This window comes from Paenibacillus sp. 05T425 (assembly GCF_056396205.1).
Genome location: NZ_JBFTLA010000002.1, coordinates 408,842 through 425,745, shown reverse-complemented (window position 1 = coordinate 425,745; position 16,904 = coordinate 408,842). Strand labels below are relative to the sequence as shown.

At 53.4% G+C, this 16,904-nt stretch carries 15 protein-coding genes; 5 read left to right on the top strand and 10 right to left on the bottom strand.

Annotated elements, in window-relative coordinates; translation table 11 throughout:
• Positions 1-4: 4 nt before the first annotated feature.
• From AC1DF0_RS05700 to ggt, 3 genes are read right to left on the bottom strand one after another with little or no spacing between them, the layout of a single operon-like run.
• Entirely contained in the window at positions 5-865 is an 861-nt protein-coding gene (locus AC1DF0_RS05700; RefSeq protein ID WP_477573334.1) for a fumarylacetoacetate hydrolase family protein, read from the bottom strand.
• Positions 862-2,139, bottom strand: a complete 1,278-nt coding sequence (locus AC1DF0_RS05695) for an amidase (protein WP_477573333.1) — start codon at positions 2,137-2,139, stop codon at positions 862-864. The genes AC1DF0_RS05700 and AC1DF0_RS05695 overlap by 4 nt, the downstream gene beginning before the upstream one ends.
• Before the next feature lie 24 nt (positions 2,140-2,163).
• On the bottom strand, positions 2,164-3,750 hold the full coding sequence (gene ggt, locus AC1DF0_RS05690; protein ID WP_477573332.1) for a gamma-glutamyltransferase: 1,587 nt from the start codon (positions 3,748-3,750) through the stop codon (positions 2,164-2,166).
• 213 nt (positions 3,751-3,963) lie between these two features.
• Here ggt and AC1DF0_RS05685 point away from each other — a divergent pair, with 213 nt between their 5' ends.
• The 3 genes from AC1DF0_RS05685 to AC1DF0_RS05675 are packed head-to-tail and all read left to right on the top strand — an operon-like array spanning position 3,964 to position 5,620.
• Positions 3,964-4,446, top strand: coding sequence for an Lrp/AsnC family transcriptional regulator (locus tag AC1DF0_RS05685; RefSeq protein ID WP_337100807.1), 483 nt, complete (start codon positions 3,964-3,966; stop codon positions 4,444-4,446).
• Positions 4,447-4,449: 3 nt separating this feature from the next.
• Positions 4,450-5,088, top strand: a complete 639-nt coding sequence (locus AC1DF0_RS05680) for a chromate transporter (protein ID WP_477573331.1) — start codon at positions 4,450-4,452, stop codon at positions 5,086-5,088.
• Entirely contained in the window at positions 5,075-5,620 is a 546-nt protein-coding gene (locus tag AC1DF0_RS05675) for a chromate transporter (RefSeq protein WP_442049406.1), read from the top strand. The genes AC1DF0_RS05680 and AC1DF0_RS05675 overlap by 14 nt, the downstream gene beginning before the upstream one ends.
• Before the next feature lie 387 nt (positions 5,621-6,007).
• Here the strand turns inward: AC1DF0_RS05675 and AC1DF0_RS05670 are convergent, their stop codons facing one another.
• Both AC1DF0_RS05670 and yidC read right to left on the bottom strand, forming a co-directional pair.
• Positions 6,008-6,832: a sugar phosphate isomerase/epimerase family protein gene (locus AC1DF0_RS05670; RefSeq protein ID WP_477573330.1), complete on the bottom strand. Its 825-nt coding sequence runs from the start codon at positions 6,830-6,832 to the stop codon at positions 6,008-6,010.
• Positions 6,833-6,852: 20 nt separating this feature from the next.
• Positions 6,853-7,698, bottom strand: coding sequence for a membrane protein insertase YidC (gene yidC, locus AC1DF0_RS05665; protein ID WP_477573329.1), 846 nt, complete (start codon positions 7,696-7,698; stop codon positions 6,853-6,855).
• A 463-nt stretch (positions 7,699-8,161) separates the two neighbouring features.
• Here yidC and AC1DF0_RS05660 point away from each other — a divergent pair, with 463 nt between their 5' ends.
• Together AC1DF0_RS05660 and AC1DF0_RS05655 are read left to right on the top strand one after the other, a co-directional pair.
• Positions 8,162-9,676: an ABC transporter substrate-binding protein/permease gene (locus AC1DF0_RS05660; protein ID WP_477573328.1), complete on the top strand. Its 1,515-nt coding sequence runs from the start codon at positions 8,162-8,164 to the stop codon at positions 9,674-9,676.
• Entirely contained in the window at positions 9,669-10,391 is a 723-nt protein-coding gene (locus AC1DF0_RS05655; RefSeq protein WP_442049402.1) for an amino acid ABC transporter ATP-binding protein, read from the top strand. The genes AC1DF0_RS05660 and AC1DF0_RS05655 overlap by 8 nt, the downstream gene beginning before the upstream one ends.
• 67 nt (positions 10,392-10,458) lie before the next feature.
• Here AC1DF0_RS05655 and AC1DF0_RS05650 read toward each other — a convergent pair whose 3' ends face one another.
• From AC1DF0_RS05650 to AC1DF0_RS05630, 5 genes are all read right to left on the bottom strand, one after another.
• A complete protein-coding gene (locus AC1DF0_RS05650; protein WP_477573327.1) occupies positions 10,459-11,556 on the bottom strand; it encodes a glycoside hydrolase family 88/105 protein in 1,098 nt (365 codons plus the stop codon).
• Positions 11,557-11,572: 16 nt separating this feature from the next.
• The gene (locus AC1DF0_RS05645) at positions 11,573-12,448 is read right to left on the bottom strand and encodes a carbohydrate ABC transporter permease (protein ID WP_442049400.1); all 876 of its coding nucleotides are present in this window, start codon (positions 12,446-12,448) and stop codon (positions 11,573-11,575) included.
• Between the two features lie 19 nt (positions 12,449-12,467).
• A complete protein-coding gene (locus AC1DF0_RS05640; protein WP_442049399.1) occupies positions 12,468-13,427 on the bottom strand; it encodes an ABC transporter permease in 960 nt (319 codons plus the stop codon).
• A gap of 84 nt (positions 13,428-13,511) precedes the next feature.
• Positions 13,512-15,074: an extracellular solute-binding protein gene (locus tag AC1DF0_RS05635; protein WP_477573326.1), complete on the bottom strand. Its 1,563-nt coding sequence runs from the start codon at positions 15,072-15,074 to the stop codon at positions 13,512-13,514.
• 223 nt (positions 15,075-15,297) lie between these two features.
• Positions 15,298-16,860, bottom strand: a complete 1,563-nt coding sequence (locus AC1DF0_RS05630; protein ID WP_442049397.1) for an extracellular solute-binding protein — start codon at positions 16,858-16,860, stop codon at positions 15,298-15,300.
• Between the last annotated feature and the right edge of the window lie 44 nt (positions 16,861-16,904).

Here is a 16,904-nt window from a genome sequence, read left to right as displayed (position 1 = left end):
AGTCTTACTCGCGGACTGAGTTACACAGCGGTTCAAAGCCGTCTATGCGGCATTCAACAATATCGCCGTCACGAATAACGACCGCGCCAGGCGTCCCGGTCATGATAATATCGCCCGGAAGCAATGTCATGACCTTCGAGTGAAAGGCTACGGCAAAGTTTGGACGGAATTTCATATGGAACAGCTTGTTGCGATGGACAACCTCGCCGTTCAGAGCCGTTTCGACATGAACTTGCAGCAGCTCGGGCAGCTCTTCCTTCGTTACGAGCGTCGAGCCGAGACCAAAGAACGTATCGAAGCTTTTTGCCCGGGTGAGAAAACGCTGGTTACGCGCATGAATATCGGCTGCCGTCACATCAATTGTTGCAACATAGCCCGCGATGACGTCGTCGCAGTCCTCCTCGGTTATGTTTTTGCAAGCTTTGCCGATCACGACGGCAAGCTCAGCTTCTGCGGTAATCGCACCTGCTCCCTGCGGGATGCGAATGGCGTCAAAGGGACCAATCAGTGTCGTATCCGGCTTCATGAAGCTAACCGGCTCATCATTAGGGTCGGCAGCCGCAAGCTCCTCTTCATTCTTCACATAGTTCATGCCGATTCCCCATATTTTGCGAGGATTGCGGTAGAGTGGGGCGTATTCCGCTTCGGTATAAGGAAGCGCAGGCAAGCCTGCCAACTTCTCCTTGCCGCCGGCTTCATACCATTGCGTTATCGCATCAAGCTCGCCGCACGAAATAATATCGAACAACTCCGTATGCCAGGAACGTCCTACAGCTTTATTAATCGTATCGATCAGAACAAGTCCCGCATCGCTATTCAGCGCCGCGACCTCTTTTTCACCAAGCTTCAACGTAGTTATTCTCATCGTGTTCTCCCACTCTCTTCTTGTGATTGAATACTGTCGTCAGCAGCATTCGCAAGCCATTCCAGCAAGCGGATATCCTGATTTCTCCCCGCCATGAACGACAGTCCAATCGGCAAGCCGTCCTTGCCGGCAATCGGTATCGTCACTTGAGGAAGGCCGCTAAGGCCCGCAACGCAGCACAACTCGAATGTCCGCATGCGGACCCGCTCGACCTCTTCGCCGGACTGGCCGAGCAGCGGAGCCGCTGCAGGAACAGTCGGCATGACGAGTATACCGTCCTCCCCAAGCAGTGACTCCATGCGCGCTCTCGCGCGCTGCTGAATGAGCGACGCCTTAATCGCATGCTCCTCTCGGAGCGAGCTTGCCCACGCGAACCGTTCGGCTATGCCCGGACCGAAAGTTGGCTTCTCGCTCGTTATCCATTCGCGATGCGACTGCCATATTTCCATGCCTTGCAGCGTCCGGAAGGCACTCGTCCATTCCCCGATTCCCTCGGGGGCCGCAACAATCAGTTGATGTTCGCTTCCCATTATTACGGCCAAGCCTTTAATGTAAGCCCGAAGCGTTTCCTGCAGCGAGGGCTCAGGAATATCCCATAGATCGGTTGCGACTAGCAGCCGCTTGAAAGGTGCGTGATGCTGCACTTCCTCTCCATTCCCGCTGTCGCTCCTTCGATCAAGCAGCACCCGCCCGACATCCAGCAGCGTCTGAGCATCGCGCGTCATCCAGCCGATCGTGTCGAAGCTCGGCGCAAGCGGAATAAGCCCTGCCACATCGACTGCGTCGTGTGTAGGGCGTATGCCATATATACCGCAATACGCGGAAGGAACGCGAATCGAACCGCCCGTATCCGTACCGATCGCGAAGTCGGCAAGCCCAGCCGACACCGCAACGGCCGAACCGCTTGATGAGCCGCCGGGAATACGTCCCTTCGCCTTTGGATTCATCGGCGTGCCATAGTGATAGTTCTCACCATTAATGCTGTACATCAGCTCATCCGTTATCGTTGTCCCCTGCAAATGTGCCCCTGCGGCAAGAAGCTTGCTTACGGCCGACGCGTATCCCGTTGCAGGCATATGCGTCCGCAGCCAATCAGGATTGCCCGCGCCAGACGTATGTCCCTTAATATCGAAAACATCCTTAACCGCGAACGTCTTCCCGATCAATACGCCGCTCCCGGAAGGAGGGACGTCGATAGACGCGTTCGCATAGGCGTTCCAGCGCTCTATGAAATGCAGACGCTCACCCTCCTGTTCGTGCTGGTTCTGGCTCATTGTCTGTATCCTCCCTCTCGTCTTCTAGTGATCCAAGCCCATTGCAGCGCCATCGCAGCGCGGATCCGTGCCGCCTTGCAGAATACCGCTCTCATCGCGCTTAATCGCATGGGCATGACCCATGATGCCGTCGAAATCTTTCATTTTGCGCACGATATGGCCTGCTTGGGATAAGGAAGAGAGCACCGCTTCGGCTACTCGGCCCTCCATCTTCAGCTCCTGCGTCGGCTCACCCCAAGTCCGTCCCCATACCCAGCGCGGCTCGTTAATCGCCTGCTGCGGATCCATCCCGTAATCGACCATTCGCGTGAAAATCGCCGTCTGCGTCTGCGGTTGCCCCTCTCCGCCTTGCGTCCCGTACAGGATAGAGGGCTTTCCGTCCTTGCAAGCCATAGCCGGCATAAGCGTATGGAAAGTTCTTTTGCCCGGCTCAAGCCGGTTCACATGACTGGCGTCGAGCGAGAAGAACGAGCCGCGATTTTGGAGCAGCACACCTGTTTCGCCCGCAACGACAGCCGATCCGAATTCGAAATACAGACTCTGAATGAACGATACGGCATTTCCGTCTCCATCAACGACCGCGGCATATGCCGTATCGCTGCCAATCGACTTCGTCTGCAACCCGGACGCTTGCTCCATGTCGATAGATGCGGCCAGCTGCGCGGCGTACTCCTTGCTAAGCAGCCTATCCAGCGGCACTTCCGTGAAGGCTGGATCGGACAAATACGCATTGCGATCCTGGAAGCTTAGCTTGAGCGCTTCTATACAAAGCTGATAGTACTCATGCGAGCCGTGCTCGATCGCTTGCAGATCGAATTGCTCTAGAATATGAAGGGCCATAATTCCCGTGATGCCTTGTGAATTCGGAGGCATCTGATAGAGGTCATACCCTCTATAAGAACCCTTCACAGGCTCAACCCAATCACCCTGATGCCCTTCAAAATCCTCACGCGTCAGCAATCCGCCATTCCGCTGCATATAGTCGGCAATTTCCATTGCCGTCTCGCCTTTATAGAACTCATCGCGCCCGAACTTGGCAAGTCGCTGAAGCGTCTTGGCCATATTCGTCTGCTTGAACGTCTCACCCGGCTGCACTGCGCAGCCATCAGGCAAATAAATATCCGCCGTCTCCAGCGTCTGCGCGAGGATGGCTTCGCATTTCAAAGTATTTTCATATTGATCATTAGACATCGGAAACCCGTTCTGCGCATATTCAATCGCCGGAGCAAGCACCTGCGCCCATTCAAGCGCGCCATACCTCTCATGCACCGCGAACCAGCCGTCCACCATCCCCGGTACGGTAACAATGCTCCTCATGCCGCGAGTCGGAATCGACTGTTCGCCTTCGTAGGCGGCTCTTGTTGCCAGGCGCCCCGACCTTCCGCTGGCGTTATATCCCCGAACGACTTCCTCTTCATGATGGTGCATCAGCCAAAAGGAATCCCCTCCAAGGCTCGTCATATGCGGGTACACAACAGCGAGGCAAGCGCTGACGGCAACGGCGGCATCGTAGGCATTGCCTCCTTGCTCCAACATGCGAATGCCGGCGGCGGTCGCCAAATAATGAGGACTGACAACCATAGCCTTCGTACCGGTTGCAGATTGTTTCATCGCGATCACTCCTATATGTTAGATAACCTAACTCAAATCTATGATTAAAAAATACCACGCCTATCATTGATAGGCAACTAAAATGTAATCGTTTTTGCAATATTGTATTGAAAACGAATGAATTCCTGTTTATATTTATACATATGGTAATTATAAATAGATATTACACGACACCTTGAAATCAAATTTCATAAGGAAAGGGGAGTTGGTGACATGCAATCCAAACCATCCGAGGAGCATACCTCCGTCGAAATCGACGAGATTGACCGTAAGATTATATCAGCTCTCAATACGAATGGTAGAATATCTTACACTGACCTCGCAAAAGAAATCGGACTTTCGCGCGTAGCTGTCCAAGCGAGAATTAATGCGCTGATGGATGCAGGCGTGATCGAGCGTTTCACTGCGGTCATTAATCCGGAGAAAATCGGCATTCATGTGTCGGCATTCTTTAATGTGGAGGTCGAGCCGAAGCATCTGCATGCCGCAGCCGATGTGCTTGCCATGGAGCCTTTCGTCACGAGTCTTTATCATATGACCGGACCTAGCAAACTGCATATGCACGGCTTGTTCCGCAACAACCAGGAGATGGAGCAGTTCCTGAAGGAAAAGCTGTATACGCTCCCCGGCATTATGGGCGTAGACTGCCAAGTGCTTATTAATCGGTATAAAAGCCGGATGGGAATGAGGCTTTAGACGATGGCGAGTGCATTCCGTGATAACATGTATACGCAATTGACTTGGGCGCTTATGAAGACAGGCATTATCGGCTACGGCGGCGGCCCATCGGTGATTCCGCTCATTCGGTACGAAGCCGTGAACCACTATAAGTGGCTGGAGGACGAGGAGTTCGGAGAAATTCTCGCGATTGCCAATGCGCTGCCCGGTCCGATCGCGACCAAGATAGCCGCTTATCTCKGCTATCGGCAGAAGGGCGTGCTTGGCGCCATTGTCGCGGTGCTGGCTCATATCGTGCCTTCCGGCATCGCGATGATCGCTTTGCTCTCCTTCGTGCAATACTTAAGCAGCGCAGCGTTCGTGCAAGGCATGATCGGCGCGGTGACGCCGGTTATTGCGGTCATGCTTGGCATGATGGCGTACGAATTCGGCGAGCGTGCCGTGAAGGGTCTCGGCATTTACGTTGGCATCGGCTTCTTCGCCCTCTCGTTCGGCCTGCTTCAGGGCATTCACCTGCATCCTGCTATCGTCATTGTATTATTCCTAGGCTACGGCGCGTTTCACCTGAAGACGGTTGCTGCTATTAAGCGGAGAAAAGAACGCAAGTTGGATCAGCATAAGCCGCAGCAGAAGGAGGGCGTAACGCGTGGATTGGATTAATTTGATTATCGGCTTTTTTATCGCCAACGTGCTTGGCTACGGAGGAGGACCTGCCTCCATACCGCTTATGTATAGGGAAATCGTTACGAACCATGAATGGACGACGCCAACGGAATTTTCCAACATTCTAGCCCTCGGCAACGCGCTTCCCGGCCCCATCGCGACGAAGATCGCCGCTTTCGTGGGCTATGACGTCGCAGGCTTTGGCGGCTCGTTGCTCGCCCTCGCGGCTACCATCGTTCCGTCGGCAGTTGCGCTCATTCTGCTGCTGAAAGTGCTGCAGAAGCATCGCCAATCGCCTGTCGTGAAAGGGATGACGTTGCTCGTTCAGCCCGTCATCGCGATCATGATGCTGCTGCTCACTTGGCAGATGGCCGAGAGCTCCGTCGAATCGATCGGCCTCATTCAATCGCTGATTATCGCGGCGGTCGCCTTCTGGGCGATGCAATTCCGCAAGATCCATCCAGCCTTCGTCATTGTGGCCGCCTTCGTCTACGGGGGATTGGTTATCCCGCACTTAAACGTGCTTTAAGCAATACGAAGAAGGGGATGTCTCCCCGAGCAGACGTTTAGTCTGCTCAGAGGGACATCCCCTCGCCTCGCGGCATGGCCGGTTAATAGAGTAAATATAAGAGATTGGCTAGTTTGTCGGATGTCCGGAACGTCCGGGGCACATATGAAATAGCTATGATGGATAATTGCAGTAACTTTAGGTGGTTTGGCGTTTTCTTGAGGGCTATGTTGGATATTCGCAACATAGCCCCTTGTTTTGTTCGCAAAAGTAGGCTAAACTTCGAAGTTACTGCAAAAAACCAACATAGCACTCCAAACCAACAAAACTAGCCTAAAGTTGCTGCTAAAATCCAATATAGCTCAACACGATCGATGCTGCGAGGGTCCAAACTGCACCCTACCAGTCTTACACACGCCCCCGGATGCCTTCAATGTACGACTTGGAATGCGCCATTTGTTGCTCCTTAGCCTCTTCCATAACAATATGGACGTGCGGCTTGCAACGGTTCAACAGCTTCATGTACAGCTCGTAGTTCATTTCGCCGAAGCCAGCAGGCGTTGTACCCAGGCTGCCGTCAGGCAGAAGAATACGGTCCTTCGCATGCGCGGCAATAATCCGATCGCCGAGCAGCTCGAACGCCTCCTCGATCACCTCGTTCTGACGCGCGAAGTTGGACTCGTTCAGCAGATTTCCGGGATCGATCACGACGCCAACCATGGACGACGGCACTTCCTCCAGCATACGCGCCAGCTCCGGCGCAGTACCGATCAAGTGTCCGCCCGCTGCTTCCAGCCCGACGTATACGCCCCATCGCTCCGCTTCCTCCGTTAGCTCCTCAAGCGTCGACTTAATAACGGCCCAATCCCGATCCGTATAGTCACCGCCCTCATTACGGCCCGTCTCGGCCGCAACCATCGGCGCGCCGAACTGCTTCGCATAACGAAGCAGCTCCTTGAACCGATTCACGTTGGCGCGGCGAACTTCCTCGTTGCGGTCGAACAAATGCACATAGCAGCCTAACACGGAGATCGAAATGCCGTTCCGATCGAACTGCTCGCCAATCGCGCTCGCAAGGCCCGGACTCAGGTTGCCCGGCTTGCTGAAGTCGATATCGCTGATCGCCTTCCATAACGCCAGCTGAACATGCGTAAATCCCTTCTCTGCTACTTTAGGGGCAAGCTCTTTATACGGCAGACTGCCGAACAGATGGGCTAATACACCAACGGACATTCGTTGCAACTCCCTTGAATTTACGCCTTCTGTCCCGCCGCCTTCGCATTCTCGGCTTCGGCCCCAGGTTTAGGCGCGTATATTTTTTTGGCCAAATACGATTGCGCGATCATGAACAAACCGCCGGTTACCCAGTAGAGCGAGATAGCAGCAGGAGCGGTAAAGGCGAATACCGTCATCATAACCGGAGACAGGTAACCGATGAATTGCATCTGCTTCTGTTGGCCCGTCATGTCCACGCCGATCTGCGACACCTTGAACTGGACCAAATAAACGAGTCCGGCAAGGATCGGAAGAATATAATCCGGCGACCCCAGTTGGAACCATAAGAAGGAATGCTCCGCTAGCTCCGGGGTCAGCTTAATAGCCGAATACAATCCGGTCAGAATCGGCAGTTGAATCAGCATCGGCAGACAGCCGATCGCAAGCGGGTTCACCTGATGCTTCTGATACAGCTGCATCGTCTCCTGCTGCATCTTCTGCTTCGACTCGGCATCATTTTTGCCTTTGTACTTATCTTGCAGCTGCTTCATCTCCGGCTGGAGCGCAGCCATCTTCTCTTTCATTGTCGCTTGCGAGCGGTATTGTCTCATCATAAGAGGCAATAGCACCAAGCGGATAATAATCGTAATCGCCATTACCGCGATACCGTAATTGCCGTCGAACAGCTTAGCCATATACTGGATCGAAGCCGACAGCGGATAAATCACATAATGGTTGAAGAAACCAGGCGTGTCGCCGTCGATTGTACCGCTAGCCGTACTGCAGCCGCTAACGAGCAGCAGCACAGCCAGCATAAGTCCGATCATGATGAAACGATTGTTCCTTAGAAAAGAAGTGAATCCATTGTTATTGTTTGTTTGCATGTAAATCCTCCTCGTTTGTTTGAACTAGCGTGTACAAACGAGGCATTACAGTCGGTTATGTCGTCATCCGGCGATTCCTTCCGCTTCTCTCTCCTAACAAGCCAGTGGCGAATGGGAATAGTCCGCCATAACGCTTCCGGATATAGCGGCAGCAGCAAGCTGACCACTATGCTTCCCTCCGTGAACGCATAAGCGTTCGTGTTCACATGAGATGCATACGCATAAGCGAACGAGCACAGTAAACTAATCGATAATAAGTACGGAAATATATCATGCCATTCCAGTTCTAACAATGGATTCACCTCCCTTCCGTTTCCGTTTCGTTGTTATACGGCTTAAATGCGCGGCCGTTCCCTGCAAATAAATAACACCCTGCCAAATAGTAATTTGGGTTGATGGAAATAGTAACGATAAGCTATAGTAACATAGTTATAAATTCATAATCCATCTGAGAGAGGCAGCCATGACCAGACATAAGCTTAAACGCATCTATACGGCGCTATCCGCCGTCGCAATTTTAATACTCACCGTAAGTTTCATCCAACAGTCAATTCCTCGGCAGCAAAACTTACCCGGACTGAATGGGGACATCGCCTACGCGGTGCCGTCCGAAAGCAAGCCTAAGCTTATTATGGGCACATCGCCCGATTACCCGCCTTACGAGAGCGTAGATGCTCTTCATGGCGGAGAAATCGTCGGACTTGATATCGATATAGCCAAGTATATCACCAGCCGCCTAGGATATGAACTGGAAATCGCGAGCATGGATTTCAATGGGCTTATCGCCGCTTTGCAGACGGGCCGCGTTGACTTCGTCATGTCCGGCATGTCCGTGACGGAGGAACGGAAGCAAAACGTAGATTTCTCCAACACGTACTACATAGCGCGCAATACCATCGTCTCCAAGTCCGACTTGCCTTACGCATCCCCTGAAGCCTTAAAGGGCAAGCGAGTCGGCGTTCAGCTCGGATCGACGCAGGATACATACGCTGAATCCCTTCAGGATGTAGAGCTCAAGAAGCTGAACCGCATTCCCGATCTCGTTCAGGAGTTGAAGACGGGACGCGTCGATGCTCTTATCGTAGAAGACGCCGTAGCGGTTGAATATACGAGCGCCAATCCCGATCTTGTCCAGCACTTCGTTCCGGCAACCGAGACGGAGGATGGATATGCCGTAGCATTTCCGAAGCAATCGCCGCTCGTCGGCGAATTCAATCGCGTACTCGCTGAAATAAGCCAGAACGGTAAGCTCGACGAAATGATAAAGCAATGGTTCGCGGCAGAGGACGAGGATGAGGAATCCGGTGTCCTGAAGAAGCTGAACTTGGATTTCGGCATGCTCGCTCCATACGCCCCATACGTGCTTCGCGGCATCTACGTGACGCTGTTGTTCACACTCGTCTCAGCCCTGTTCGGTTTCGTCTGGGGTACGATATTGTCGCTGTTCAAAATATCCGGCGTTAAGCCGCTCCAATGGTTCGCGACCGTCTACACGTCGGTGTTCCGCGGTACGCCGTTGCTGCTGCAGCTGTTCCTGATCTATTATGCGACGCCGCAGTTGTTCCACTACGATATTTCGCCGCTGCTTGCCGCAGGTCTCGCATTCGGGCTCAACTCCGCCGCTTACTTGTCGGAGACGATCCGCGGCGGCATTATGTCCGTCGATCGCGGCCAGCGAGAAGCTGCCATGGCGCTTGGCATCCCATACCGGACGATGATGATCAGCATTATTTTGCCGCAGGCGCTGCGCTCCATATTGCCAGCACTCGTCAACGAATGCGTCGCCTTGTTGAAGGAGTCGTCGCTCGTATCCGTAATCGGCGTGCAAGACTTAATGCGACGGGCTAATGTCGTCCAATCGATTGAATTCCGGGCGCTGGAGGCGCTGTTGTTCGTAGGCGTGATCTACTACGTACTCGTGCTCATTCTAACATCACTCGCCCATCTGCTTGAAAGGAGGCTTCGCCGCAGTGATTAATGTAACGGATCTAACCAAAACCTTCGGCAAAAACCAAGTGCTAAAGGGCATCACAACTACCGTCGAACGAGGCGAGGTCGTTGCGCTGATCGGACCTTCCGGCTCAGGCAAATCGACGTTTCTCCGCTGCCTGAACATGCTCGAGACGCCGACCTCGGGCAGCATCGTCATTGACGGCACGGTCATCACCGACAAAGGAACGGATATAACGAAGGCAAGACAGCACATCGGCATGGTATTTCAGCATTTCCATCTGTTCCCGCATATGACCGTCATCGACAACATTACGTTTGCGCCTTGCAAGGTGAAGAACATGCCGATCGAAGAGGCTCGCTTCAAAGCGAAGGAGCTGCTGAGGCGAGTCGGACTGGCCGACAAAGCGGACAGCTACCCGTCTAAACTATCCGGCGGTCAGAAGCAGCGCGTCGCGATCGCCCGCAGCCTCGCGATGGAACCCGATATTATGCTGTTCGACGAGCCAACGTCGGCTCTCGATCCCGAGATGGTGAAGGAAGTGCTGACTGTCATTCGCGGCTTAGCCGACAGCGGCATGACCATGCTCATCGTGACGCATGAGATGCGGTTCGCGCGCGATGCGGCAAGCACCGTCTACTTCCTTGACGGCGGCCGATTAGTTGAACGCTCCGAACCCGCAAGTTTCTTCGACAAGCCGCAAAGCGAACGAGCGATAAAGTTTCTAGAGCAGGTACTCTAAATAGAAAAGAGCTGTCCTTGAAGAGCCAATAGCTAGCTCTCTTGGACAGCTCTTTGTCTATTCCATTCTATTCGCCTAAGAGCTCCTGCATCTCGACGCACGCCATGACGAAAGCGCCAACGCCATGCAGATCATTCTCGCTCGTCGGACGAGTGACGTAATTCTCGTAATCGCCAGCCGACGTTCCAATGCAGATGTCCGGCAAAATAAATCGCCCCCGCTCGTCAACACGGCATACTCTCGCCAGCCCCTCAAAGCCCCGCTTCGCCGCATGCAAGCCATCTTCGCCTATAAGCCCGAGCTTGTATGCTTTAGCCAGCGTGTAGACGAACAAGCAAGTGCAGGACGTCTCCAGCCAATTGTCGGCCAAATGTCCCTTATCAACGACCTGATACCAAAGCCCGCTTTCCGGGTCCTGATATCGCATCAGCGCCTTGGCGAAGTCGGATAGCGTGGCGGCAATCAGCCCGCGACTTGCGTGCTCATCGGGCAATTCATCCATAAACTGCGCGATCGCAAGTCCGTACCAGCCAAGCGAACGGCCCCAGAACTCGGGCGAACAACCCGTCTCCTTGTCCGCCCACGGCATCCGACGGCTCTCGTCCCACGCATGGTACAACAAGCCCATCCGCTCATCATACATATGCCGGTGCATGAGCCGTTCTTGATGCAGCGCCATGTCGCGCAATCCATTATCCCCGTATGCCCGTGCGTATTTCAAAGCGAAGACGCCGCCCATGTAGAGACCGTCCAACCACATATTATACGGGTACTTATCCTTATGCCAGAAGCCGCCCTCCGAGGTGCGGTTAAGCGTATGGAATAACGAGCGCAGCTTGTCGGCCGCGGCACGATACTTGCTCCCGCCGTTCCGCTCATCAAGGCGGAACAGCAGTAAACCTGCTTGAATCGCATCCAGCTCATCGCGCGCAAAGTAGAAGCTGCCATGATCGTCGACCAATTGATCGACGTAACGCTTGATATACGCGTCGTATCGTTCATCGCGATCCGCCTCCCACAGCATTTCCATGCCGCATAGGAATACGCCCTGGTGATAATGCCAGCGGCCTGCCGGAGGAAGCTCTTCCGGCAAGTACGCGCTCATTAACGAATCGCAGGCCGCTCTTGCCCATTCAATTGGCGTTGCTGTCGTCTGGTGTAACATGAATAAGCTCTCCTCTCTATCCTTTGATCGAACCGATCAATGCGCCCTTGGCAAAATGCTTCTGCAGGAACGGATACACGGCCAGAATCGGCAGCGTAGCCACGACGATAACAGCCATCTTCACCGCTTGGTCCGGCGGCGGCACCGAGGAGTCTAGCTCCGAGCTATAGTCAAGACCGCTCGCCAATACAACGATCTGCCGCAGCAGCACTTGAATCGGCCATTTGGCACTGTCATCGAGATAGAGGATGGCGCTCAAGTACGTATTCCAATAGGTAACGGCATAGAACAGAGAGATCGTCGCGATGGCCGGCATCGACAATGGCAGCACAATACGGAACAGGATCCCGAAGTCGTTGCAGCCGTCTATTTTCGCCGATTCCTCAAGCCCTTCGGGAATGTTCTGAAAGAAATTTTTCAGAATAATGAGGTTGAATGCGCTGATCGCCGATGGAATAATCAAGGCTAAGTAGCTGTCGATCATGCCAAGCTCCTTCACAACGAGAAACGTCGGAATCAAGCCGCCGCTGAACAGCATCGTGAAGACGACGAGGAACATGACGGCACGGCGGCCGTCCAGATCACGGCGCGACAGTCCGTAAGCCATTAACGCAGTCGTAAGCATGCTGAATACCGTTCCGACTGCCGTCACCCCTATCGAGACGCCCATCGCTCGGAAGATCGTATCGGTCGAAAATATAAACTTATATGCGTCCCAGCTCCATATCGTCGGGATGAGGATAAACTTCTTCATCGCCATCTCCGCGCTCGTCGTGAAGGAGCCCGCCACCACATGGAGGAACGGCAGCACGGTAACTAGCGCGATGATAGCCAGCAGCGTGAAGTTGACCGCCTGGAAGAGGCGTCCGCTTAACGTTTTGTCTTCTACCACTTGAGATTGCCCCCTTCCATTAGTAAACGCCCTCTTCGCCCATCTTCTTGGACAGCTTGTTGGCAAGCATGACCAGGACAAGCCCGATGAACGATTTGAAGAAGCCGATTGCCGTGGCATAGCTGAACTTGCCCTGTTTCAGCGCGGCCGTATATACGTAGGTATCGATAATTTCCGCGACCTCGCGGTTCATCGAGTTGAGCAGCAGGTACACATGCTCGAAGCCAAGCTCCAACACGTCGCCAATCTTCAGAATGAGCAGGATGACGATGACGCTGCGGATCGCCGGCAGCGTAATATGCCACACCTGTCTCAGGCGCCCTGCGCCATCCATTCTCGCAGCTTCGTAGAGCTGCGGATCAACCGAGGCGATCGCCGCCAAATATATGATCGTTCCCCAGCCCGCCTCGCGCCAGATGACCTGAATGATATAGGTCGGCCGGAACCATTCGGGGCTGAGCAGGAAATCGATTTTTTCGAAGCCGAAGAAAGCTAGCAATTCATTCACGATGCCGCCGTCCGACGTGAGCATGACAAAGCTGATCGAGACGATGATGACCCATGACATGAAATGCGGCAAATAAACAAGCGTTTGGAACGTTTTTTTGAAGAAGGATATCCTCACCTCATTCAACATCAAGGCGAGCACAATCGGAATCGGGAAGAAGAACAATAGATTCATGCCGAACAATAACAGCGTATTGGTCAAAATATTAAGGAAATCCGGCTCGGTGAACAGCCGCTCGAAGTGCTTCAGCCCCACCCAATCGCTGCCTCCGACACCCTTGAACGGCTTGTAGTCCTGAAAGGCAATTGCAATTCCGAACATCGGAATGTATTTGAAAATAATAAAGTAAAACACGCCAGGCAATAGCATCACGTAGAGCCATTTGTTTTTCCATAGACGCTTCTTCAATTCGCTGCTGCTCTTCTGCGGTATTCTGCTCGGCTTAACCGCCTGGACAACCGTTTCCTGCATGCCATTCCTTCCTTTCCACGGGGAGTGAGAGGCCGCCTCCTGCGAAGGCAGCCTCTCCCTGCTTGAACAGTTGCGAAGCAACCGTTATTTCTGATAGGCTGCGTTAAACTCCTCGATAATTTGATCGCCGCCGCGTTTCTTCCAGTCCTCGACCGCTTTGTCGAAGCCCGCTTTGTCGATCGAGCCGTAGATGTATTTGTACGTTGCGTCCTTAATCAGCTCTTGCAGTTCTGTGCCCTTCTCCGTATACGTTGCGGAGTCAAGCGCTGCGGCTGGATCCTTGATCGCGATCTTCTCGTTCTCGATCGTCAACTGCTCGGCTTTGATACGCGCCTCTAGATCATGGAAGCCCTCGTAACTGCCGTTCGTCTCCGGCTCGCCGATCAGGCTGTCTTTGAACCCTTTCACTTCGCGCTCCGTCAGCTCTTGATCGTCGCTAGCCTTGGCTTTGCCTTCAACGACGGTGTAATGCACGCCTTCCTTGCCCCAGAACATCATATTAGATACTTCCGGCGTCAGCATTTTGTCGAAGAAAGCGAGTATTTTCTTAAGCTCGGCCTCATCCTTGATCGCCGATTTCGGGAACAGCACGACGTTGTTGTAGCCGGGAATCGACCAGCTCGCAAGCGTTCCGTCAGGAGCGGCAACCATGCTGTGCGTATCGACAACAGCCGTCGGCACGTTCTTGACCAAATCCTTCACGAGCGTATTAACGTCGCTCATCGCACCGATGTATGCGCCGGCCTTGCCGCTCGTGAACAGGTTGACCTGATCGGTCTTGCTCGTCGCCGCGAAGTCGACGTTCATCGCTTTCGCATCGCGAACCCGTTTGATGAAGTCCATCGTCTCTACGTACTTCGGCGACATGAACTCCGGCTGCAGCTTGCCGTCAACGTCTGCCCAGTTGTTCGGCGTGCCGAACCAGGAAGCGACCGTCTTGAATGCGCCGTAAACGAGATCATTACGGTCCGCGAGACCAATCGTGTCCTGCTGGTTGTTGCCGTCCGGATCGCCCGTCGTGAATTTTTCCAACATCGCGAACAGCTCTTCCGTGTTAGCCGGCGGGGCGATTCCGAGCTTATCTGCCCAGTCCTTGCGGTAGATCAATCCTTGTCGTGCCAGCGGGCGGCCGATGTAAAGCGAGTACAGCTTGCCGTCCACCTTCGTATTGTTCAGAATCTCTTCCTTCAGCTTGCTTAGATTCGGGAACTCGCTTAAGTAAGGTCCGATTTCCCAGAACTGACCGTCGCGGATTGCACCTTTCATTTGAATAAATGTAGCTTGGTTCTTCAGGTACGTAACCTGCGGCAGCGAACCTGTAGCGAAGGAAGTGTTCAGCTTCTCCTCGTACGTATCTGCCGGGAAAAATTGATAAGTCAGCTTCGTGTTCGTCAGCTTCTCGATCTCATTCTTAATGGTGTCGGGCGGAGTCTCTGCGGTGTTAAGAGGAAGCATGATCGTAATCTCTGTCGGCGCCTCCGGCTCTTCCGGCTTCGCGGTCTCTTCTACCTTCGTTCCGCCGCTGTCTGCGGTAGGGTCCGGCTGTTCCTCGTTCGCGCCTTTATTGTTGTTGCCCGAGCAAGCCGCGAGCAGCATGGTGAATACGAGCACGACGCTTAACAGAATCGAATACGATTTTTTGTTCATCCTTCTTTGACCTCCAATTATCGTTATGGTTTGGTTGGTACGCTTCCAATCTAGCACCCGCCGCAGAAGTGCCGAAACAATCATTTGTTCATATTAGGGGATTCCTTGCGCGCATCTGAGGAAATGATTATTACGGTAAGAGATGATAGCTGGCTGGCATTAACGGTACAAAAAAGCCCGCCGCGTCAATTAAGACGCAGCAGGCTTTGCTTTAGTGCTATTGTTATTCCATAAAATAAGCATCCATATATTCTTTGGCAATCTCATTGCCGCCTTCGCGACGCCAACGATTCACTTCATCGTCGAAGCCGCTTTCGCTCAGATGCCCCAAAATATAATTGTAAGTCGCATCGGACACGATTTTGTACAGCTCCATGCTCTTCTCGTCGTACGTCTTCGATTCCAGTCCGATTGTAGGGTCTTTCACGAGAAATTTCTCGTTATCTGCGCTAAGACGCTCCGCCAGCTCCCACATCGTCTCCTTCTCCGCCGCATCCAGCACGTTTGGATTGCTAAGATCTGCAATCATTAGCGTATAAAGCGCTCCGACATCCGTAGCGCGCAGCTGCGACGTTTCCTCCGGCAGTACGACCGACTGCCCGCTCAGCGTATAATGCTTGTTCAAGATACCGTACCGCAACAGATTTGCGACATCCTTATCCATCGAACGGTCGAAAAAGGCGAGAATGTCCAGCAACTCCTCCTCGGTCCGAATCGCTTTCTTCGAGAACAAATACAATCCGTTGTAGTTTGGTATCGACCATACCCGGTAACCCGCTGGGCCTTGAATCCGGTTCACAAGCGCAAACCTTGCTTCGGGATTGATCTGCTTCGCTTCGTCCGATAGCCGCTGCACGTCCGTCATACTGCCAATGTAGACGCCCGCGGCGCCTCGGATCAGCTTATCGCGCTGCACCTCCTTGCTCGTTACGGCAAAGTCGGCGTTAATCAGCTTTTCCTCATACAGCCGCTTCATGAAGTTCATCGTATCCTTGTACGGCTTCGTCTCGAATTCCGGAATGAGCTCGTTGCCCGAAGCCGATAGCCCCCAGTTGTTCGGCGTCCCAAAGTAGGAGCTGAGCGTCTTGAACGCGCCGAATACGAGGTCGTTGCGATCGGCTAGCCCCACCGTATCCTGCTTGCCGTTGCCATCCGGATCGTTCACTGTAAACTGCTTGATCACTTCATACAGCTCGTCAAGCGTTGAAGGCTTGTTCATTCCCAGCCGATCGAGCCAATCCTCGCGTATGATGACGCCCTGCCTGGAGGACGGCCTCTCCGTATAAAGACCGTATATGTTGCCGTCGACCGCAGCCTGCGCTAATATATCGGCATCGAGATGCCGCAAATTCGGAAACTGTTCTAAGTAAGGTCCGATCTCCCAGAAGGAGTCGGAACGAATCGCGTTTTTGATAAAAATATAATCGGTGTGCTTCACGAAGGTCGCCTTCTTCAAGGAGTTCGTCGTAAGCGACGTATTCATCTTATCGGTATAAATACCGTCCGGCACCCAATTGATATCGAGCGTCGTATTCGTCAACGCCTCGATCTGGGCGATTATTTCGTCGCTGGGCGGATGCGGAAAGTGGAGCGGCGCCATAATCGAAATCGGCGTCCGATCGTCCTTGCCTGCGGCTGGGTCGGCGTTCGGTTTGCCGCTGCAGGAAGCGCATACAATTGCAATCATTAGAAAAAATGCCGTCCGTTTCAATAGATTGCCTTGCCTGTTCGGCTTCTCTTCTATCATCGTAATCCCCCTAACAATATCGAGCGCAGTATGTGCCAATAGCTGTTTCCTGCTTGCCCCGGCAGGCTTTGCACGTCATAATC